The following is a 22,130-nucleotide window of genomic DNA, read 5'->3' on the forward strand; positions in this document are numbered from 1 at the left end:
TACCTGCGTAATTGATTAATGAAATAAATATAAAATTTTAAGTGTAAAGAGTGATTTGTGTTACTGGATTTAACTTGTACACAGAGTATAAATAGTGTAAATAGTGGTTGTACAAGTAATATACATGTGTATTTCCTGTTTGAGTGATATTTGTTTTCTATTTTCGCCCATGTCAATAGTGACAAATAATATTAAAAAACATTTATTATGAAAAATTTAAAAAAGATTTCGAGAGAAAAATTAAAAAGTGTCCAAGGAGGTTTAAAAGATTTTTGTCAGCCGGGAGCTGGTGATGTATGTGCACAATATGGATTGGAATGTGGCTTTTGGTATACGGTACAAAATGGCCAGGTGGTTGAGTCCCATAATGCTTGTATGTAATGATGTTAACCTGAATAACAGGTTTTTAAAGAGATACAATGAGTATCTCTTTTTCTTTATTCTCTAATACTGAATACTACTTAAACTGTCATGAAAGCATTACTTTTTATCTTATTATTCATATCGAATATTTTGGCTGCACAGAATATTACTTTTATATATGAATTTATCTTTAGAACTGAAAAAAAAGATGTGAAACAAGAATATTATTATCTGGATGTTCTGGGTAAGCAATCTGTTTTTAGATCAGAAAAAGCACGTGAAGCAGACTCATTAATGCAAAAAAATGGTTATTGGCAGAGGCGTCAACCTATTTTTGAGAATATGTATTCATTCAAAAACTTAATCAGTAATACAGTTTATAAAAGTATTACACACCCCTCAATGTATGATTTATATTATATTAACATTGATGATAGACTACAATGGCAGATTCTGTCTGATACAATGAAAATTGGTGATGTGGAATGTCAGAAAGCTGTAACAAAGTATGGTGGACGCAAATGGATTGCCTGGTTTGATCGTGCAAGTCCACTACAGGATGGACCTTATATATTTTATGGACTTCCGGGTTTAATTATTAAACTTTCAGACGAACAGAAGGATTTTGATTTTAACCTTATTAAAATTAAAAAGTCTGATAAAAATAATATGTTCTATTTGCGAAAGGGAAAAGAAATAACCTGGGATGTTTATAAGAAATTACAAATTGACTATTACAATGATCCATTAGCTGAAATAAAAATCAGAAATATTAAAACAAAGATTGGAGATGCTAATGGAAACTCCGTTAATCTAAGTTTTAAAGAAATTACAACAAGTATTCAGAATCAGATAAAAGGGGGTGACAATCCTATAGAATTGGATAAAGCGGTAAAATATCCTTAACTAATTAATTATGACTTATCCTTTTAATTAACATCTTTATCAATGACACGGAATACCCGGTTCAGTATGAGAGAGCAGATCTGGAGTTCTTTATCCCGGAATTATTATCTGAAAATTAAATTATTATGAAAAGCTTATTATTTATATTGCTGGGAACATGTATGATGTTGGCTCAGAACAACAGATTCATCTATGAGGTGAAATACAAGAAAGATTCAACCTTACAAGATATTACGAGGGAAAATTATTATCTGGATGTTACAAAGGAGGATATAGCCTATTATAACAGACTGAATTATATTAGTGATTCATTGTTTATTGCTACCGGGCAATATGCATTTAAAGGCAACAGGCTGACTTCATTTCTCATCAAAAAGAACAATAACAATACCTATCAGAACTATGAATATATCGGGGATGTGAATTTTTATAAAATGTCTGAGGAAACTAAGCAACAGTGGACTATTACAGACAGTATAAAGATATCTGATAACCTTTCGCTTCAAAAGGCGATCACCAAATTTGGAGGAAGAAACTGGATCGCATGGTTTACTAAAGATATCCCAATTCCCTATGGACCTTATAAGTTTAACGGATTACCGGGATTGATTATGGAATTATATGATACAAAAAAGAATTATTATTTTAATGTGATTAAGAGTGAAAAGATTGCGGATGATTATAAACGTAATTCATTAAATGCCTCTATATCCAGAGCAATTCCTGTTACCCAGAAAGATTTAAATAAATTAAGGTTGGACCTCTATTCCAATCCCTTTAAATACGCATTTAATGGAAATTTGACTATGCGTGAAGGGCAGAAATTGTTGTTGGAGGACGGGACAGTCTTGTCTAAAGAACAGCTAAAGCCAGCGGAAGCCAACGAAAGGAAAAAAATAAAGGCTTTTAATAATCCTATAGAGTTGGATAAGGCTGTAAAATATCCTTAATAAAAATCCCTTTCAAAATATTTTGAAAGGGATTTTTATTTCTGATTTGGAATTACACTTATAAATTATTCAGAATAAAATCTGTCATTTTCTGATACAACTGAGGCCTTGTCTGTCCACCATTAATTCCGTGGTTTTTATCTGGATAAGCCATGAAATCAAACTGTTTTTTGTTTTGAATCAAAGCTTCAGAAAACTGCATAGAGTTTTGGAAGTGAACATTATCATCAGCCGTTCCGTGAATTAATAAGAATTTTCCTTTCAATAGGTTTGCGTATTCTGTAGGAGAGTTTTTATCATAGCCATCAGGGTTTTCCTGAGGTGTTCTCATAAATCTTTCGGTGTATACAGAGTCATAATATCTCCAGTTGGTTACCGGAGCTACAGCGATTCCCACTTTGAAAACATCGGCACCTTTAGTCATGGCTAAACTGGTCATATAACCCCCAAAGCTCCATCCGAACATTCCGATTCTGGTTTTATCAACATAAGATTGGTTTCCGAACCACTTTGCTGCAGTGATCTGATCCTCAATCTCATATTTCCCTAAGTTCATATAGGTTACTTTCTTGTATTTAGCTCCTTTATATCCGGTTCCACGTCCGTCTACACAAGCTACAATATATCCTTTTTGTACAAGATGGTTGAACCACATTGCATTTCCGTTGTCCCATGAATTGGCAACCTGCTGAGATCCCGGTCCGGAATATTGGAACATAAATAAAGGATATTTCTTATTGGGATCAAAGTTTTTAGGCTTCATAATCCAGGCATTCATCTGATCGCCTACCGCATTTGGAATGGTGATGAATTCTTTTTCAACAAAATTATCAGTCTTTAGCTTCTGTAACTGATCGTTGTTGTTCTGAAGTTCTTTTACTGCTTTTCCGTTACCGTCTTTTAAAACATATGTATAAGGTTTTGCTGCTGTAGAAGAGGTTTCGATGAAATAATTATAATTCTTGCTGAAATTGGCAGAATTATTTCCTTCCGCATTGGAGATCAGCTGAGTTTTTCCGTTTTCGATATTTACTTTGGAAATCACTTTATTAATGCTCCCTTTTTCAGTGGTCTGAACGTAAATTTCTTTAGATTTAGGATTAAATCCATAATAATCGGTTACTTCCCAGTTTCCTTTTGTGATCTGCTTTTTTAGTTTACCATCCTTGTCATACCAGTAAAGGTGACGGTTTCCATCTCTTTCAGATGACCAAAGGAAAGAATCATCTTCAAGGAATTCAAGAGTTGGACTGTCTGTATCAATCCATTTCTCATCAGTTTCTGTGAATAGTTTCTGAACAGCTCCTGTTTTGGTATTTATTTTTAAAATATCTGAAGCATTCTGGATTCTTTCAGAAGTAATTAAAACAATTTCATCTGGTTTTGCGGTCTGGAATACATTCGGGATGTAATAATTTTTAAAAGAACCTAAGTTCAGCTGCATTGTTTTCCCATTGTCAAGACGATAAAGCTGTGCTGAAACCACTGAATTCTTTTCACCTGCTTTCGGGTATTTATAACGCATTTCAGCCGGATAAAGGGTTTTTCCATAGATGGGAATATAGATTTCCGGAACCTGGCTTTCATCAGATTTTACAAATACGATGGCATCAGAATTCTTTGTCCACTCATATTGTTTTGCATGTCCGAATTCTTCTTCATACACCCAATCTGCCAAACCATTCAGGATAGAGTTCTTCTTACCATCTGTAGTAATCTGTGTAATTTTTCCTGAACTAAGATCCTGATAGAAAAGATTATTGTCAACAATAAAAGCCACTTTCGTAGCGTCTGGCGAAAATGTAGGTTCCTGAACCGGTTTTCCTTCATTCAAGCTGATGGTTTTCCCGGATTTTAAATCTTTTACATCAAATTTTCCAAGAAAAGAATGTCTGTAAATAGGCTGGCTTCCAACCTGTAAAAGAATTTTAGATTCATCATCAGAAAAAATATAGCTTTCAAATCTTCCGTCCACAAGGTTTCCTTCTTTTTGAGAGGTTTTGTAAGAATATTTTGCAATTCCTGACGGTTCAATGACAAGATAGTTCTCTCCGTTTTTCATGGAAGTGATTCCTGCGATCCCTTTTCCACGGTAGTATCCTGAATATATTTTATCTAAAGTGATTTCCTGTGCTGATACATTTTGAAATACAGCAGCTACAGTAAGAGTTAAGAGTAGTTTTTTCATTTCTAGCATTAATGGATTTCAAAGATAATAATTTTATTAAAATGTGTAAAAAAGCTTTTCAAATAAGCTTTTTGGCAAAAAAATTGAATATCATTACTTATAATCAAATCAAATAATAATTATGGAAACGAATGCATACAACCAGAAACTGAACCGTTATGTATTAAACGACCAGATTGTTTATACCGGTTTTTCCAGCTTTACTGACGCTGAAGAATGTGCTCATAAAAAAGGCGGAACATTGGTGGAAGTGGTGTTTAGAGACGGAAATGATAATCCCGAAATTACAGATGAAGCGGGGTTGATAGAGAAAAAAATTCATTACTATGTGTATGCAGGCGATGAGTATAAATTTATCCATTCCTCAGATCCGGGATTCAGAAAATATGCGGATGAGCTGCAGAAAATAAAAGCAAGAAATGATAAAACCAGTCCGGATGAACGTTATTTTGCCAATTTTGAAATTGAAAATATAGAAGACCCGATTATTGTGATCAAGAATGATCATTTTGAATCGGTAACATCAAGAGAGCGTTCAAAATATTTGAAACATGCCTGCGTTTATGAATTAGGGGTATCCCTGCCAAAATCTTAAAAAAAATCTGATCATGAGCAAGACTAAATATTCAGAAAAAGCTCAGGACAAAGTAGGAAAAGTGATGCACGAATTCAAGGAAGGAAAACTGAAATCTTCTTCCGGAAAGAAAGTGACAAACAGAAAGCAAGCTATTGCTATAGGTATTTCCGAAGCAAGAGAAGAAGGTTTAAAGGTACCTTCAAAGAAAAAAAGTAAATAAACTTCAATAAAAATGCCCGGAAATTTTTCCGGGCATTTTTATTAAAAAGTGAAACTGCAAAATGGCAAATTCACCCTTTCATTATTTTATTTCGTTATAAAGCACTCTGTAATACTCATCAGCCATCCTGTCGCTGTTGAAATGATCTTTCACATCATTCATGGCATTGTACTGGATTTTTCTCCATTGATCCGGGTGATCATAATAGGTGGGAAGAATTTCGTTTTCAAGGATTTCATATAAGGTGTTCAAATCATAATTATCCTGTTCGTAGATGCTCATATTCTGATAATCTGCTTTTGGAACCACGAAAGAGTTTTCTCCATGCTTGGCAAATTCCGGAATCCAGCCGTCATCTGTGGATAAGTTGATTGAACCGTTCATAGCAGCCGTCATCCCTGAAGTTCCTGAAGCTTCCCTGGGAACTCTTGGGTTATTAAGCCATACATCAGAACCTTGTTTTAAAGATTTACTTAAAGACAGTTCATAGCCTGTAAGAACGGCAATGTTTTTATGATATTTACTTTCTTCAACCAGGGTATTGAAGGTAGAAATTGCGGAGTAATCCATTGGGTAAGGTTTTCCTGCCCAGATGATTTGTACCGGATATTTTGGATGGTTCAGAAGTCTGTAGAATCTTTCCTTGTCATGCAAAAGAAGCTCTGCTCTTTTATAACCGGCAAATCTTCTGGCCCAGACAATGGTAAAAACATTAGGATTAAATAAATTACCTGTTTGATCTGCAACAATACTGAACAGTTTTTTCTTTAGATACTTTTTACGGTAATCAAAAACAGTGGCATCATTCTCATCTTTTGCATTGTAAAGAGGTTTGTCTGCCCAGTATTTAAATTCCTGAGCGTTGGTAATTGATGTGATTTCGCAGATTCCCTGATATTTACTCCACATCGCTCTGGAAACTACACCGTGAAGCTGGGAAACTCCATTGGCGATTCTTGCCATTCTCAATGCACAAAGAGAATGATTAAAACGGTCATCATCAGAACCCTCAATCTTTTTTACCTCTTCCATGCTATAACCTGAAAAATAGGACATATCATAGCATAATCTGAAACTATGCTTTTCGTTGCCTGCTTCTTCCGGGGTATGCGTTGTAAAAACGAGTTTTTCTTTAACTTTATTAATATCTCCGTTGTATTTTTTTAGAAGATAGAATGCAGCGGGAAGTCCATGCGCTTCATTGAGGTGGTAAACCTCTCTTTCAATATTCATTTCGTCCAGTAACTTGGCACCTCCTTTTCCGAGTAAAATATATTGTGCGAGTTTTGTAGATTCATTGGCATCATACAACTTGTGACAGATTGTTTTGGAAACGTGATCATTTTCCGGAACGTCTGTGGAAAGAAAAAACATAGGTGCTGTATTGAAAATTTCAGGATCAAGGTACCATACCTTTACCCAAACCGGAGCACTGTGGATTTCGATTTGAAATTTTATTCCGGTGTCTTCAAGAAAACTGTACATTTTTCTTGTCCATACAGGTTGTAAAGTCTGATCGTGATTTCTTGCCTGGTCATAATAACCGAACTTCCATAGGATACCGATTCCAATAAGATCCTGCTTAAGATTATAAGCACTTCGCATGTGAGATCCTGCCAGAAAGCCCAGCCCTCCCGAATATATTTTCAGTACCTGCTCAAGAGCAAATTCCATTGAGAAATAGACGGCTTTTTTGGAGTATTGAGGATTGATATTGTAGGGTATTTTGAAATTCCTAAAATCCATAAATGTGCGTTTGTGTTAGAAAAGGCAAAGGTATACATTATGAAAATAAACTTTACATTAATTAATCGATAAATTAATTTAAAAACTAAATATCGGATTGTTTTTTTGCTTATCTTTAAGAGTGTAAATTTTTGATTATCAAAAACTTTTAATGATGAAAGCCCAGGGCTGCATGTGTTCTTTAATTAAATAAAAAAATCACACATGAAAAAGACGTTTTCTGAAGAAGATCTGATAAAGAATCTGAGTTTATATTACCTGAACCGGCATTTGAAAAAAAAGCCCATAGAGAAGTATCACCGTACCATAGACGAATCTCCGCTGCATGACCGTGAAAAGTACAGAAAGAAATCTGAGATCCTTCTTCTTAATTCTTTTATGCATCACTTCCCCGAAGTTAAATTTGAAAATCTTACCTGTGAGAGCCCAGACTTTATCGCAAAACTCAACGACAAAAAAATTGGAATAGAACTGACTGAAGTAATCAACCATCTGGAAATGAAGAAAGTGGAAAGTACTTTGAATAAAATGTTCCGTCAGGCAGAAATAATATTAGAACAGGAAGACACTACGAAATATCGTGGTGTTTATTTTTTAGAATTCCATCCGGAAACGAAATTTGATACCCTGGAAGTACAGCAGGAAAATATCATCAGCATTTATAAGACCATCAAAAAAAACAAACCCGTAGGTTGCATAAAAAGTGTAAGAAAATCTTTTCATCGCAGAAATGTATTTATCACCCACGAATACAGTATGAATCTGTTTGATGAACTCTGTTCGGAAAAAATTCTGGAACTCATTGAAAAGAAGAATGAAAAGTTTCCTTATTATGATACTTCTGTAGATGAATGCTGGTTAGTTATTGTTTCAGATATGAATTCTATTGCTTCAAGATATACTTTCATTCAGGATAAAGAACATTTGAAAGAAGTAAAAAGTCCTTTCCATAAAATATTTCATCTGGAAAATTTATGTGGGAATATTACAAGTATAAAATAAGATTTTTTGTGTTTGGTTATTTTGTGTATTAATTTGAGATAATGTGAATAATTGGAAATTATTTAGTGTTTTAATTTGTAATAGTTTAAAATTATTTAGATTTCATTGTTTTTAATTAAAATAAGATTATATTTGGTGTGCATTGAATATCAATACGATGTATAACTGATGTAACCATAAAAACATTAAATCTATGAGAAAACTTTTACTTTTCATACTTCTATGTCTCTCTCATACTTTCTATGCTCAGGCCGATTGTGCTACTGCACTTTCTGTTTGTGGAAACTCAAATATCACTTATAGTCCTACAGGATATGGTAATATAAAAGAATTGGTCAACTCAGGAAGCTGTATAGACTTTACTGGTGAGCACAACTCAATTTGGTATAAAATTACAATCGCCACAGGAGGAACTCTTACTTTTGATCTTGTTCCGAATAATCCGGATGCAGATTATGACTGGGCAATTTTTGGTCCTAATGTAACCTGCGGAAGTTTGGGGTCACCAATACGTTGTAATGCTGCAACGGTTATCGGGCCTGGTCCTGCTACAGGATTGAACATGACAAGTACGCTTTTAAGTGCTGCCGGAGGTTCTTTAACTCCGTATTGCAAATATCTTGATGTTTTACCAGGACAAACTTATTATTTGTTTATTGACAACTGGGTAAGCAGTACAAGTTCTACCACAGCTCCGTTTTCTTTGACATGGGGTGGAACTGCAACACTCGCTTCACCATTTACTGATCCGGCTATTCAGACCCAACCTTTTAATCCTCCCGGAATTCCGGCTGCAAATCCTGCAGATCCAAGAGAAGTGGTGATATGTTCTACAACAGCTTTATTTGATTTTTCTACATTATCCTCAGGAATTCTTAATGGAAATCAAAACTTTGGGGTAAGCTATCACCTGAGCCAGAATGATGCTTTAACAGGGAATAACCCTATTACAGCTCCTATCACAGTAAATACAACCACGGTCTATTATTACAGTATCAATTATACGGATCCTACCAATGCGACTAACCCTCTTAACAAATGCAAACAGGTCGGAACATTCAAATTCAAAGATGGATCTATTACCGCTAAAAATGCAACATTAACTCAGTGCAACAATAATAATGCGGGCACAGCTTTATTTGATTTAACCACCGCAGACGTTATTGGAAACCCGAATGTTACTAAAAAGTATTATCATACGATGGCGGATCTCAATGCCGGTGTCAATGAGATTACTAATCCCATGGCATTTGTATCTGCAGAAGGAATTATTTATGTGAAAGTTATCTCTGAGTTTGGATGTACTGCAGTAGCACAGATTACCTTGAAGTTTTATCCGGTTGTCGTTGTGAATGAGGCCACTTTGAGATCATGCTTCATCGAAGCCAGCCCATCCACAGCTTCTTTTAATCTGGTCAATGCTTCGGTAACAGGCCAGACCAATCCTACAAAAAAATATTATCCTTCACTGACTGATGCTGTTAGCCAGACCAATGAGATCCTGAATGCCAATAATTACATCGCTCCTAATGGATTTGTTTATGTGAGAGTCTCCAATTCCCAGGGATGTTATAATGTGGCTAAGGTTACTTTAATGGTTATTCCCCCTGTATATTCTGATAAACTTAAGGATGTGACTATTTGCGCAGAAGATCAGACCACTCTGGATGCAGGACCTGGATTTAAAAGTTACGAGTGGAGTACAGGAGCCACTACACAAACAATTAAAGCCGGAATAGGAACCTATTGGGTGAAACTTAAAACAGGAGAATGTGTTACAACACAAACGGTAAAAGTACTTCCTTCCGAACAGCCGGTTGTTTCCGGTATTGATATTTCGAATAATACAATCACAGTATCTGTAATAGGAGGAACTCCGGCTTATCAATATTCAATAGATAATATTATCTGGCAGGATTCCAATGTGTTCAATAATCTTTCAAGAGGAGATCATAAAGTCTATGTAAAAGATGCCTATGACTGTGATCCGATAGAGATAGGAATTGTAGTCCCTAATTTGGTTAATGTGATTACTCCGAATGCAGATGGAATAAATGATGTAATTGATTATTCTGCATTGGCCAACAAACAAAACCTGATCATGAATGTTTTTGACCGATATGGAAATAAAATATTCCAGGCAGACAGATCAAATGGCTATAAGTGGGACGGAATCCAGGGCGGAAGAAGAGTGCCTACCGGAACCTATTGGTATTCTATCACTTGGAATGAAAATGATAAAAAAAATACAGCAATTAAATTTACCGGTTGGGTATTGGTGAAAAACAGAGAATAACAATAAATTTTATACATAGATAAAACCACTTCATTTGAAGTGGTTTTTATTTTTGAAAGTTATTAAATTAGATAGCAAAATAGAAAAAATGAAAGACCTCTTTGTAAAACGTTTTGAATACTATAAATCTCTTGGGGATAAGACATTCGTTCAGTTGACAGATGAGCAGATGTTCTGGCAGTACAATGAAGAAAGTAATTCTATTGCCATCATCGTGAAACACCTTGCCGGAAATATGCTGTCAAGATGGACGAATTTCCTGACTGAAGACGGAGAAAAATCCTGGCGTAACCGCGATGGAGAATTTGTCAATACCTTTACCACTAAAGAACAGGTTCTGGATTTTTGGGAAGAGGGCTGGAAATGCTTTTTTGATGCTCTTGAGAAAATAAATGAGGATAATCTTTATGCAACAACCTATATCAGAGGAGAAGCACATCCGGTGATTGATGCTGTCCTTCGTCAATTAGCTCATTATCCTTACCATATCGGACAGATCGTTTATATTGCTAAAATGATAAAAAATGAAGACTGGAGCACACTGTCTATTGCCAGAAACAGGTCTCAAGAGTTTAATACAGAAATGAAAACCCAATTTTCAAATCAAGATCCCGAAGCCAATTCTTCCCCCGTCTGCTTTCAAAACAGCCCTGAAGTAAGGGATGAATATAAACAATAGATTGAATCAATCTTGGATTCTTATTAAAATTACTATCTTTGCACCCATAAAATTCAGGAGTAACAAATGTCTACTTTTCACAGAACTGCCGCGTTTCATACACTTGGCTGCAAATTAAACTTTGCAGAAACATCTACTATTGCCCGTCAATTAACAGATGCAGGTTATGATAAGGTAAGTTTTGATGAAAAAGCGAACGTATATGTTATCAATACATGTTCTGTGACTGAAAATGCTGACCGTGAATGTAAACTTCATGTGAAAAGAGCAATGAAAGCCAATCCGGAAGGACTGGTAGTTATTGTGGGATGCTATGCACAGCTAAAGCCTGAGGAAATTTCACAGATTGAAGGTGTTGACCTGGTTTTAGGAGCAAAAGAAAAATTCAATATTCTGAGCTACCTTGATGATTTGGAGAAATCTGAAAGCGAAGGGGTAGTGCATTCATGTGAAATTGAAGAAACCGATTTCTTTATCGGAAGCTATTCTATTGGAGACAGAACCAGAGCTTTCCTGAAAGTACAGGATGGCTGTGACTATAAATGTACCTACTGTACAATTCCGTTAGCCAGAGGAATTTCGCGTTCAGATACTATCGAAAACGTTCTCAAAAATGCTACAGAAATTGCGGCAAGAGATATTAAAGAAATTGTTCTTACAGGGGTGAATATCGGTGATTATGGTAAAGGAGAATTTGGAAACAAAAGACATGAACATACTTTCCTTGATCTTATTTCAGAACTGGATAAAGTAGATGGAATAGAAAGAATCCGTATATCCTCTATTGAGCCCAATCTTTTAAAAGATGAAAGTATAGAGCTGGTTTCTAAAAGTAAAAGTTTTGTTCCGCATTTTCATATCCCGTTACAATCCGGAAGCGATGATCTTTTGAAAAAGATGAAACGTCGTTACCTGACCAAACTTTACAACGACAGAGTCAATAAGATCCGCGAGGTTATGCCTGATGCGGCTATTGGTGTAGATGTTATTGTAGGATTTCCGGGAGAAACAGAAGAGAGATTCATAGAAACCTATAATTTCCTGAATGATCTTCCTATTACTTACCTGCACGTATTTACTTATTCTGAAAGAGAAAATACGGAAGCAGTTGCTATGGATGGAGTAGTTCCTGTAGCAGAAAGAAAAAAACGTAATAAAATGCTGAGAATTCTTTCTGAAAAGAAGAAAATGGCATTTTATCAGACACAACTTGGTAAAACGCTTCCTGTTCTTTGGGAGCACGAAAATAAAGACGGGAAAATGTTTGGCTTCACAGAAAATTATGTGAGAGTCCAGAAAGATTTTGATCCTGCATCCGTAAACCAAATCGAATTTCTAAATTTAGAAAAAATCCTGTCAGATGGCACGGTTTCTGTGCAATCTTCTTACCAAAGTTTTTTAGCAAAAGCATAGGCTCTTTGCAAAAATTCCACTAAATTTATTTTTAAACTTTTAAATACTACATTCATGAGAGATAAGTTTTTATCTTGGGGAATTGTATTAGTAGCTGCTACATGGATTATAGCACTGCTGATCAGAGCGCATTATTGGATACCTACGCTGTTATCCGCAATCTATGCATTGGGTGTTTACAATGCTTACCAATCGAAACATGCTATTTTGAGGAACTTTCCTGTATTGGGATACTTCAGGTATTTTTTCGAGAGTATTTCACCCGAAATGCAGCAATACTTTATTGAAAGGGAAACAGACGGGAAACCGTTTCCAAGAAATCAGCGTTCTGCAGTATACAGACGTGCAAAAAATTTAAGTGATACTGTGGCTTTTGGTACACAGCTGGAAGTAAATCACAGAAAATATGAAGGGATCAAGCATTCTATATATGCAAAATCACCATCAGAAGAGCTCCCAAGAGTATGGGTGGGAGGAGAACAGTGTACCCAGCCTTACCACGCTTCTTTATTCAATATCTCAGCAATGAGTTTCGGAGCATTAAGTGACAGAGCACAGATTTCCCTGAACAGAGGAGCAAAAAAAGGAAACTTCTATCATAATACCGGAGAAGGGGGGATTTCACCTTATCATATGGAAGGCGGAGATTTATGCTGGCAGATCGGAACAGGATATTTCGGATGTCGTGATGATGAAGGGAAATTCAATCCTGAATTATTCACAAAATATTCAACCCTTCCTAATGTGAAAATGATAGAAATCAAATTATCACAGGGAGCAAAACCAGGACATGGAGGAGTACTTCCAGGAGTGAAAAATACACCTGAAATTGCAGCAATCCGTCACGTAACACCAGGTATGACTGTTATTTCACCCCCCTCGCATACTTCTTTTTCCGATGCAGCAGGACTGTTGAGGTTTGTACAGCAATTAAGAGATCTTTCAGGCGGGAAACCTGTTGGTTTTAAATTGTGTATCGGAGATACCAGAGAATTTGAAGATATCTGTGTTCAGATGAATGTTCTGAAGATTTATCCGGACTTTATTACCATAGATGGGGCAGAAGGAGGAACGGGAGCTGCACCGCCGGAATTTTCAGATGGAGTAGGAATGCCGTTAGAGCCAGCTTTGATATTTGTCAACAGAACCCTTAATAATTATAACTTAAGAGATAAATTAAGAGTGATTGCCAGCGGTAAAGTTCTTACCAGTCTTGATATTCTGAGAGCAATTTCGATGGGGGCTGATATGTGTAACAATGCCAGAGGATTTATGTTTTCTTTAGGATGTATTCAGGCGTTGAGATGTAATACAAATAACTGCCCTACAGGAGTGGCTACACAGGATAAAATGCTTATCAAAGGACTTGAGGTGACGGATAAAGCAGAAAGAGTATATCACTTTCATAAAAATACCCTTCATACCTGCAATGAATTGATTGCGGCTGCAGGAAGAAGTTCTTATGAAGAAGTAGATGCCACCATGTTTATGAGAGGAGATGAGTTTGATCACCTTGCGGACCTTTACTTCCCTGATATTTTAGGAAATGTAAAGCAGAAGGCAAGATCATAATACCATACGATAAAATAAAAAACACCGTCATTGAGACGGTGTTTTTTTATGATGTGATTACTTTTATTGTTGTTGTTCAGAAGTTTGTTTTTGATCATCTGGTCTGTTATCTCGTCCATAAATCTGAAAGTTGAATACAAAAGATTTGTTTCTGTAAGAAGCATTTAAGTAAGGATAATGAGGATTTCTTGCAAAAGCAGCTCTGGAAGGAAGAATAATTACTCCCTGTAAGTTATAAGGTGTTTCACTGGAAAGATTATTGAATGCTTTGAATTTCTGTAAAGCTTCTCTGAAACCAGGAATTTGATAATACTTTGCTTTTTTTGCTGCATCAGTTGTACCAGCATCCAGTATTGATTTCTTTACGTAATAAAACATAGGGTCAATAGCAGGAATACCACTTCCGTCAATAGTATTTAAAAAGGTAGCTTTTGATGTAAATGAAGTGTTTCCGTCAGAATTAACTGCCAGATAAGAGTAAGCTCTTCCCATGAATTTGATAATATCATCAGTTTTGATGGTCTGATCATAAACAGGATCAGGATTAACAGGAGGCTGAGCACCGTTTCTAACGATATAGATAGCTCCCGAAGGAAGTGTTACAGGTGACAGTTCAGATAATTTTTTTTCGTTATCATCCGCTGTATCCGTAGAACTGAAGGCTTTTATATTACCCTGTGCATCCAGATAATTATCATCCATGAATTTCTTAATGGCCTGATCATCATAGGTATTTTGTGTATTAATGTCTTCCGGCTCTACATAGGTTGACACATCATCATCTTTCTTACAAGCAGAAAAACACAAAGATCCTGCAAGGATATATAAAAATATTTTTTTCATTTCAAAAAACTTTAATTACTTTACAAATAATATAACGGCAAAAGTATAAAAAAATATGAGAATAGATAAATTTTTATGGAGCATTCGTTTTTATAAGACGAGAAGTATTGCAGCAGAGGAGATTAAAAAGAATAGAGTTTCTATAGGAACGTCTGCCGTAAAGTCATCTAAAGAGGTAAAAGAAGGAGATACTATTAAAATCCGTAAGAATCAAATTGATTATAAAATAAAAGTAATTCAGATACCTAAAAGCAGAATAGGAGCCAAGCTGGTGCCTCTTCATATTAAGGATGTGACAGATAAAGAACAGTACGAACTGTTGAAACTTCGTAAAATGTCACAAGATTATTACAGAAATAAAGGCGAGGGAAGACCAACCAAAAAAGACAGAAGAGAAATGGACGATTACGTAGGTAACGATATCGATTCTGACTTTACGGATTGGGATGACTTCTTTGGTGAGACAGGTGGCGAAGCTGGTGATGAAGATCAATAAATAAAATAAAAAAGCTCTAGAGATAGAGCTTTTCTACTATTTCGTTAACAATGTCCTCCGGTTCTCTGGAATCTGTTCCTACAGTATACTGTGCTTTGCTGTAAAATTGATTTCTTTCAAATAAATGCTTTGCAATGAATTCCGGAAGGTCTTCATCCGAGATATTGGCAATCAATGGTCTTTTTTCTTTCTGTTTTGAAAGTCTTTCTACCAATGTTCCTACCGATGTTCTTAAGAAAAAACTTTTGGAATTGTGATTAATGATCTCCATGTTATTATAATACACAGGAGTTCCTCCGCCAAGGCTTAAAACTACATTTTCTTCCGAAGCCAATATCTCTTCCAAGGCTTCTCTTTCCAGTTTTCTAAAGTAAATCTCTCCCTTTTTTTCAAAAATTTCCGGGATGGTTAATTTGTTTCTTCTTGAAATCTCTTTATCGAGGTCAATTAATTTAAAATTGATTTTTTCGCTTAATATTTTGGAAATGTGAGATTTGCCACTTCCCATGTATCCGATCAATGAAATTACCATGAATTTTTTTTAAACAAATTTGCGAAAAAGTTTTGAGATAAAGAAAAAAGTTATATCTTTGCACCACTTAAAACAAGGGACATTACTTAAATGAAAACTTGTTGCATAAGTGGCCGACTCGGTAGCTCAGCTGGTAGAGCAATACACTTTTAATGTATGGGTCCTGGGTTCGAATCCCAGCCGGGTCACTAGCAATAAATATTACAAATTTTGTGATTTTATTGCCTGCGTGGTGAAATTGGTAGACACGCCATCTTGAGGGGGTGGTTTCCTAAGGATGTGCTGGTTCGAGTCCAGTCGCAGGCACTGCAAAGAAAATTTTATAATTAATATTGAAATTTATTTCATTTTAATTGTGGCCGACTCGGTAGCTCAGCTGGTAGAGCAATACACTTTTAATGTATGGGTCCTGGGTTCGAATCCCAGCCGGGTCACTTCATATGGACAAATCATTTTATGAATGGTTTGTCCTTTTTTTATTTAGGGAAACAGATCTTGTATTTAGAGTGAATATTAATAAACAGATCTGATGGTATATATAATTTTCTTAAATCTTCAACCAGAGAGAAAAGCAATACTAATTATTAGGGTCATGAAATGCTCTGGCTGAAGAAAAGTAAATATATTGTAAGAACTTGGTTTCTTTGAAGTGTAATACAAAATTAATCCTTAACTATTTTGTTGCCTAAATAATGCCTACATCACAGGTACATCATTTGCTTGAAACAGTGAAATTTATTAGTGTTATATGTGGCTGTTTTTTGAAAAGGAAGTTGCCAACATGAGCCAATTCTAGCAAAATTTTGTCATTGATTTCCCTGACTTATTATTTTGAGAATATAGATTGTCTATATTCTAGATATAATGTATTCTATAAGTACAATTTAATTTTCTTTTCTGCGAATTGTAGATATATTCAAACTTTATTGACCTGTATCTCTATTTGTACTGCCAGTTATAGAAGCAGTTGTTTCTTATATTAAAGAGATAAAGCGTATTTATTTAATGTGTTTTTATAGTGAGTTTGTATTGTTATTTAATGAGACAAGAAAATCATAATATACTTAAAAAAATGCACAAACGATGATTGAATGATGTATGTATGATGTAGTATAGTCCATAGATTTCGCTCCAATAATCTTAATATTGTTATAAATTATTTTTATTGAAATTTTCACAAATGATTTTAATATTATTGAATTGAATCAAAAATGAGTATTCCTATTCATTTACGGCCAATAGTTTGAATAGCAATGTAATATAGTAATCCATGGATATGCAGCCTCAAAGCTTAAGTGTAAATATGTTTCTTTACTTAGAAAAATAAATTACGGTATGTTGTCAAAAAATTGAATGATATATCTACTTCATTAAATCGTATAAAATAAAAACTAAACAATATTCAGATAGGGAGATAATTTAAGTTAAGTAGAAATACTAATTATAAATGGAAAAAAGCTTCTTAAATCAAGCGATTATTTAAAAGTTATTTTCAGTGTGTAAATATTTTAAAGGATACAAAAATAGTATATATTATTTTATATGTCTGATATTCAGCTGTTTTATTGGGTGGTGTATTTTTGATGTATGTGTTTTTAGAGACAGGGTTGCTGTTTTTTTGCAAATTTGTGCATATAATTCTACTCTTAAAAATACCTACACAAATGATTGAAAAAACCAGTACTTACAAAAGGTGAAAAAACATATCTAAAGAATCACATTTTTTAAGTTTAATCACCCAAAAGCAATTGATGAAAAAATTACTTATTATTTTAATTTCCAGTTATATTATTTGTTCTTGCAACACCCAGATAGAAACTAATACATTCACTACACATTCTTCTCTTATATTCTACAAAATAGCAGATAATTATTTTGTTAAAAATAACTATGACATTAGAGGATTTACTGAAAAGGTAATCTCAACAGAAAATGAATTCAACCAAATTTTTGATATGGCTTCCTTTATGGGGAAAAATAGAAAGCCAACTCCCATTGATTTTTCAAGAGAAAAGGTAGTGGTTTTACTACATCCTGCAACGAATAGATCTGTTGAACTCATTCCTTTAAAATTGGAAGAAAATGAGAAAATGCAGGCTGTTTATTATTACAAACTAAGAACAGGAGAGCAAAGTAGTTTTGAAACGAAACCAAAACTGATTATTATTGTGAGTAATGATATTAATAAAATCCTTTTCAAGAAAGTTGATTAGTAATTATAATATCATATGAGTATTTATTTTGTAGATAACTATCATTATTGTTAAGTAATATATAATTAAGGTGTAGGATTTTCAGATATTTATGTGTATTTCAACCTTAAAACTGTATACCAACCTCCAAACTATATTTTTCACTATGTATTGTTCAGCAAAAATTAGTAAAGCATTATATTGTCTTCTTTTTGTCTTTTGTTTTACAAGGTTATTTTCTCAGAAGTATACTTTAATGCAGCTTGATACTCTTTTGATCAAGAAAAATGAAGAACTTCGTACCATAATATCAAACAAGGATCTGATCCTGTGGAATGAAAATCTTGTAAAAATCTCCATTGAAAATAATTATCCTAAAGGAGAAGCGTTGGGGTATGCCAATATTGCCAATAGGTTGTGGCTAATAGGAGATTTCAAAAAAAGTTTAGATTATTTAAATAAAGCGGTAGAAAAATCTAAAAATATTAATGATGATTTTCTAGAAGGTAAGATTAATCAGGAATTTGCTCAGGTTTATAACGCGATGAAGCTTAATAAATTAGCTCTGGATTATAATTCGAAAGCGATGGAGTATGCTTTGAAACTCAAAAAAGATAATCAGGACTGCCGTTTTTTTTTAAGATATGTGTACTCTACCCGGGCCTCTTATTTGGCTGAACCTTATCAGGTTGATTCTTCTTTTATTTATTTGCATAAAGCAATGAAATTGGAAGCAAATCCCTTGGATGTCGCTAATATTGCAAGACATTACGTTTGGCATGATAAAAATATTGATTCTGCAAACTATTATTTTAAAAAATCCTTTATTCTTTTAGAATCTAAAAAATTTAAACATAATAAGTTTCAAAGAGCAGTTGTTTTATATAACTATGGGGGCTTCCTTGAAACTCAAAATAAGTATAATGAGGCCATTGATACTTGTAAAGTGTCATTAAGATTGGCAAAAGAAGTTGGCAGGCCCAAATTGATTCTAAATGACTTTAAATTATTAGCCAGTCTTTACAAAAAGATCCATGAACTGGATCTTGAAAATCAATATTTAAATAAGTCAACTTCATTGAAAGATAGCCTGGATAATAACCAGAATAAAGCAGTTATTCTGGCCATTGACAGTATGGAGAAGAAAAAACTTGATGAAAAGAGAAAAACTGAAAATAATGCTTTATTATATGAAAGTATCTCTGTAATAATAATTTTTCTGCTATGCATTTATTTCTATCTGCAAATCAAAAAAAAGAAGGCCAAACTTACACAAAGTAATGAAATAATTATTCAAAAAGAAGAGGAAACAATAGATTTAAAAAGAAAACTTAGCGAAAATCATGAAGTTATAATTCAGCTTGCCAGGGATAATAATATTGGTTTTTTAGCAAAATTTCAAGAGTCATATCCGGAAGTATGTCAGAAGCTGCATATGGTTAATGCCAAGCTTTCTAAATCTGATTTATCATTCTGTGCCATGATATGGCTTGGATTTTCTTCAAAAGAAATTGCACAATGTACCTCCATGGAACATAGATCTGTACAGACAAAAAAATATAGATTACGTAAAAAACTATTCCTTGAGAATGAAACAGATTTGTATTATTTTATCAGGTCAATATCACAATTTTAAACTAATGTGTAATATTATGTGCAATAATGGAAACGCAAATATGAATAATACTTTAAGAAAATAAACAGGTTGGGTCGTAATTTAAAATTACGACCCGACCTGTTTATTTAAAAAAGACGAATTTTTAAGAACTTTAGTGTTTGAATTCGCTTTTGCTCACATTATTTCCAGTGAATTTGTTTCATGATTTTTATCTTAGTCGTTTCACAGACATCTGTGTAACAGGACCGGATCCTGTAGTTCCAGAGCTATGGGATCTTATTACTGTATCAGAAGTATTTGCGGCTCTGAATGAATATGTTTTAGAAGTTGACATAGGAATCGATGTGATTAAGGTATAAGTTTGTAGTTGATTTGTTGGTACTGAATAAAAGTCATTAACCCTGGCCACCCAATTGCCGGTTTGGTTATCCCAAATACCAATGGTTGGATTACTACCATTATTTGTATATAACTGCACATTCATTGTAATCAGGTAAACACCATCAGCAGATACGCTAAATGAATTGGTTGTAGATGAACCTGTATATTTACTCTCATTATCTATAATCACATTGGTTAAATTTCCTATAGCTGTTGCTGGGCCAGTACCAGATATTGTAAAATCACCTGTCATTTGCGCAGATATCTCCTGAGCTACCAAAAACTGACCGTTTACAGCAATTACTGTTCCTGTAGCATTCGGAACCCCTGCTAAAGTCTGCCATGAGGGTGCTGTACCAGGACCATTGGATTTAAGTACCTGTCCTGCGGTTCCTGCCGATCCTTCAGTAGTTGCAGTACCCCCCAGGTTAAGTTCATTGCCAAGCTGTAGTGATCCATTAACATGTAACATCTTTTGCGGGGTTGTTGTTCCTATCCCGACCTGAGATTTTACAAGAGTACAGGTAATGAGGATACCCGCGAGTAATAATTCTTTTTTCATAATTGTTTTTTATATAATGATAAATAATTAATTGTATAATGAAATTAGTCGAGCTAATACTAAGATCACGAGGTGGGCAATGAGTTTCATTTTTCTAACTCAAGAACAAATTTATGGCTATTAATCAATGTAAAAGCTTGTTTTGTATACATCAAATCTACATCTTGAATACATCAAACTTTATTATCTGGTAGAAATTTTTATTCCTAACGCTCTTTCTATAATGATTGACAGATTTAATATTTTTTTTAAAATATTTTTAAAAAGCTTGTTAATGGTATTTTTGAAGCAAATGATTTAATAAACAGGTATTTATATACGGAAAATAATGATTCTGATTTTGATCAATTAATATGGCTTGCCATTTTTGTAAGTTTATGCTAAATTTTTGAGTAAAAATGTGGAGGAAAATTTGGATTTAGGGAAAATGTGTCTATCTTTGCAGTCCCTTAAATAAAGGGATTTGCTGAAAAAAGTAAGAGGCCGACTCGGTAGCTCAGCTGGTAGAGCAATACACTTTTAATGTATGGGTCCTGGGTTCGAATCCCAGCCGGGTCACTTGATATGGACAAATCATTTTTTATAATGGTTTGTCCATTTTTTTGTTCATAACTTATTGATTTTTCTCCATGAAAATACAAGTCCAAGGATGTTTTTGGGTTAATGATTTAAAAGAAAAGCATTTAATTGACCTACTACATTTTCCCAAAGCCTGTCTTTCATATTTTTTTTGAAAAAACCAAAGTGGTCAATTTTCTTCAATCCTAATTCTGAAGGAACTAACTTCGTGAAAGTAATTTCTTCTTTACTATCAATATGCTCCCAATAAGATTCTGTATTTTTCTGACTTGATATGGTGTCATCTATCGTCCAATATAAATGAATAGGGAATGTATAATTCCTGAAATGCCCAACCGGAACTGTTTTGCCATAAAACTTAGCATCGAAGAAGTAATTTTTCTTTTCCAACCAGCTGCGCCATTCATACACTACATTTTTAGGCAGGTTTTCCATTAATCCAAAGGTTTTGGCTTTTACATATCCTGTCATTAAAATGCTTATAGGGGCAAAAAGGTAAAAATAAAAATAAGCTTTCATTCTGTAAGACAGTGGCATATTCATATAATAGCCGGCTGATACGGCGAAATTGATCATTCCTTTTACATGATCCAGATTTTTCATAAATCCGATTTGCTGTCCGCCAGCACTATGCCCAACAATGATAAACGGAAGTTCAGGAAATCTTTCGTTGAGAAAATCCTTGATAGCAGGCATATCTCTTACTCCATAGTCTGAAAATTTAAATTCACAGGTCTTTAAATTTCCGGAAAAAGAATCTCCGCTTCCTCTGTAATCCCAAAGACAGCACAGGAAATCATTTTCAGCAAGATAGGTAAGAAATGACAGGTAAAATTCTTTCTTTGTTCCGGTACCACCGTTAAACTGAATTACAGCTTTTGGCTGATCCGGAATAAGGAGAATTCCTTTAAGCGGTATTCCGTCTTCGCATATCGTTTCAAAGCTTTCCGTTTTCATGTTGTATTTAACTTAAAAATCATGGGCTGTCATTAAGATTTTTTACAATGATCTCGTC

19 protein-coding genes and 4 tRNA genes are annotated in these 22,130 nt (G+C 34.3%); 17 read left to right on the forward strand and 6 right to left on the reverse strand.

The window, feature by feature from the left end; genetic code table 11:
* The first annotated feature begins 207 nt into the window (after nt 1-207).
* From CQ022_RS22840 to CQ022_RS01040, 3 genes are all read left to right on the forward strand, one after another.
* A complete protein-coding gene (locus CQ022_RS22840; protein ID WP_165791708.1) occupies nt 208-381 on the forward strand; it encodes a bacteriocin-like protein in 174 nt (57 codons plus the stop codon).
* A gap of 90 nt (nt 382-471) precedes the next feature.
* Nucleotides 472-1,269: a GLPGLI family protein gene (locus CQ022_RS01035; RefSeq protein ID WP_105684240.1), complete on the forward strand. Its 798-nt coding sequence runs from the start codon at nt 472-474 to the stop codon at nt 1,267-1,269.
* A 125-nt stretch (nt 1,270-1,394) separates the two neighbouring features.
* Nucleotides 1,395-2,219, forward strand: a complete 825-nt coding sequence (locus CQ022_RS01040; protein ID WP_105684239.1) for a GLPGLI family protein — start codon at nt 1,395-1,397, stop codon at nt 2,217-2,219.
* A gap of 58 nt (nt 2,220-2,277) precedes the next feature.
* On the opposite strand, the gene CQ022_RS01045 is transcribed toward CQ022_RS01040, so the two are convergent.
* Nucleotides 2,278-4,407, reverse strand: coding sequence for a S9 family peptidase (locus tag CQ022_RS01045; RefSeq protein ID WP_105684403.1), 2,130 nt, complete (start codon nt 4,405-4,407; stop codon nt 2,278-2,280).
* A gap of 121 nt (nt 4,408-4,528) precedes the next feature.
* Here CQ022_RS01045 and CQ022_RS01050 point away from each other — a divergent pair, with 121 nt between their 5' ends.
* Both CQ022_RS01050 and CQ022_RS01055 read left to right on the forward strand, forming a co-directional pair.
* On the forward strand, nt 4,529-5,002 hold the full coding sequence (locus tag CQ022_RS01050; RefSeq protein WP_105684238.1) for a hypothetical protein: 474 nt from the start codon (nt 4,529-4,531) through the stop codon (nt 5,000-5,002).
* Between the two features lie 13 nt (nt 5,003-5,015).
* A complete protein-coding gene (locus CQ022_RS01055; RefSeq protein ID WP_105684237.1) occupies nt 5,016-5,204 on the forward strand; it encodes a DUF6496 domain-containing protein in 189 nt (62 codons plus the stop codon).
* A gap of 81 nt (nt 5,205-5,285) precedes the next feature.
* Here CQ022_RS01055 and glgP read toward each other — a convergent pair whose 3' ends face one another.
* Entirely contained in the window at nt 5,286-6,950 is a 1,665-nt protein-coding gene (gene glgP / locus CQ022_RS01060; protein ID WP_105684236.1) for an alpha-glucan family phosphorylase, read from the reverse strand.
* A 204-nt stretch (nt 6,951-7,154) separates the two neighbouring features.
* On the opposite strand from glgP, the gene CQ022_RS01065 reads away from it, so the two are divergent.
* The 5 genes from CQ022_RS01065 (at nt 7,155) to CQ022_RS01085 (ending at nt 13,912) form a co-directional block, all read left to right on the forward strand.
* On the forward strand, nt 7,155-7,952 hold the full coding sequence (locus CQ022_RS01065; protein WP_105684235.1) for a hypothetical protein: 798 nt from the start codon (nt 7,155-7,157) through the stop codon (nt 7,950-7,952).
* Nucleotides 7,953-8,145: 193 nt separating this feature from the next.
* Nucleotides 8,146-10,248 (forward strand): T9SS type B sorting domain-containing protein, encoded by a 2,103-nt coding sequence (locus tag CQ022_RS01070; protein ID WP_105684234.1) that lies wholly within the window; start codon nt 8,146-8,148, stop codon nt 10,246-10,248.
* Nucleotides 10,249-10,336: 88 nt separating this feature from the next.
* The gene (locus CQ022_RS01075; RefSeq protein WP_105684233.1) at nt 10,337-10,927 is read left to right on the forward strand and encodes a DUF1572 family protein; all 591 of its coding nucleotides are present in this window, start codon (nt 10,337-10,339) and stop codon (nt 10,925-10,927) included.
* A gap of 66 nt (nt 10,928-10,993) precedes the next feature.
* Nucleotides 10,994-12,340: a tRNA (N(6)-L-threonylcarbamoyladenosine(37)-C(2))-methylthiotransferase MtaB gene (gene mtaB, locus CQ022_RS01080; RefSeq protein WP_105684232.1), complete on the forward strand. Its 1,347-nt coding sequence runs from the start codon at nt 10,994-10,996 to the stop codon at nt 12,338-12,340.
* A gap of 54 nt (nt 12,341-12,394) precedes the next feature.
* Entirely contained in the window at nt 12,395-13,912 is a 1,518-nt protein-coding gene (locus tag CQ022_RS01085) for an FMN-binding glutamate synthase family protein (protein WP_105684231.1), read from the forward strand.
* Between the two features lie 63 nt (nt 13,913-13,975).
* Here CQ022_RS01085 and CQ022_RS01090 read toward each other — a convergent pair whose 3' ends face one another.
* Nucleotides 13,976-14,755 carry a hypothetical protein gene (locus CQ022_RS01090; protein WP_105684230.1) on the reverse strand — a complete coding sequence of 260 codons (780 nt, stop codon included), beginning with the start codon at nt 14,753-14,755 and terminating at the stop codon, nt 13,976-13,978.
* A 55-nt stretch (nt 14,756-14,810) separates the two neighbouring features.
* On the opposite strand from CQ022_RS01090, the gene CQ022_RS01095 reads away from it, so the two are divergent.
* A complete protein-coding gene (locus tag CQ022_RS01095) occupies nt 14,811-15,251 on the forward strand; it encodes an RNA-binding S4 domain-containing protein (protein WP_105684229.1) in 441 nt (146 codons plus the stop codon).
* A gap of 16 nt (nt 15,252-15,267) precedes the next feature.
* Here CQ022_RS01095 and CQ022_RS01100 read toward each other — a convergent pair whose 3' ends face one another.
* Entirely contained in the window at nt 15,268-15,783 is a 516-nt protein-coding gene (locus CQ022_RS01100; RefSeq protein ID WP_105684228.1) for a shikimate kinase, read from the reverse strand.
* 115 nt (nt 15,784-15,898) lie between these two features.
* Here CQ022_RS01100 and CQ022_RS01105 point away from each other — a divergent pair.
* The 5 genes from CQ022_RS01105 to CQ022_RS01125 all read left to right on the forward strand — a co-directional run bounded on the left by CQ022_RS01105 (nt 15,899) and on the right by CQ022_RS01125 (nt 19,611).
* Nucleotides 15,899-15,971: transfer RNA gene (locus CQ022_RS01105), tRNA-Lys, on the forward strand.
* Between the two features lie 35 nt (nt 15,972-16,006).
* A tRNA-Leu gene (locus CQ022_RS01110) sits at nt 16,007-16,089 on the forward strand.
* 55 nt (nt 16,090-16,144) lie between these two features.
* Nucleotides 16,145-16,217, forward strand: a tRNA-Lys gene (locus tag CQ022_RS01115).
* Between the two features lie 1,317 nt (nt 16,218-17,534).
* Nucleotides 17,535-17,996 (forward strand): hypothetical protein, encoded by a 462-nt coding sequence (locus CQ022_RS01120; RefSeq protein ID WP_105682747.1) that lies wholly within the window; start codon nt 17,535-17,537, stop codon nt 17,994-17,996.
* A gap of 235 nt (nt 17,997-18,231) precedes the next feature.
* Complete coding sequence (locus CQ022_RS01125; protein ID WP_105682746.1) at nt 18,232-19,611, forward strand: helix-turn-helix transcriptional regulator; 1,380 nt, start codon at nt 18,232-18,234, stop codon at nt 19,609-19,611.
* A 190-nt stretch (nt 19,612-19,801) separates the two neighbouring features.
* On the opposite strand, the gene CQ022_RS01130 is transcribed toward CQ022_RS01125, so the two are convergent.
* Complete coding sequence (locus tag CQ022_RS01130; protein ID WP_105682745.1) at nt 19,802-20,536, reverse strand: hypothetical protein; 735 nt, start codon at nt 20,534-20,536, stop codon at nt 19,802-19,804.
* Between the two features lie 485 nt (nt 20,537-21,021).
* Here CQ022_RS01130 and CQ022_RS01135 point away from each other — a divergent pair.
* A tRNA-Lys gene (locus CQ022_RS01135) sits at nt 21,022-21,094 on the forward strand.
* 102 nt (nt 21,095-21,196) lie between these two features.
* Here CQ022_RS01135 and CQ022_RS01140 read toward each other — a convergent pair.
* On the reverse strand, nt 21,197-22,072 hold the full coding sequence (locus CQ022_RS01140) for an alpha/beta fold hydrolase (RefSeq protein WP_105682744.1): 876 nt from the start codon (nt 22,070-22,072) through the stop codon (nt 21,197-21,199).
* Nucleotides 22,073-22,130: the final 58 nt, after the last annotated feature.

The sequence above is a fragment of the Chryseobacterium culicis genome (assembly GCF_002979755.1).
Lineage (GTDB): Bacteria > Bacteroidota > Bacteroidia > Flavobacteriales > Weeksellaceae > Chryseobacterium > Chryseobacterium culicis_A.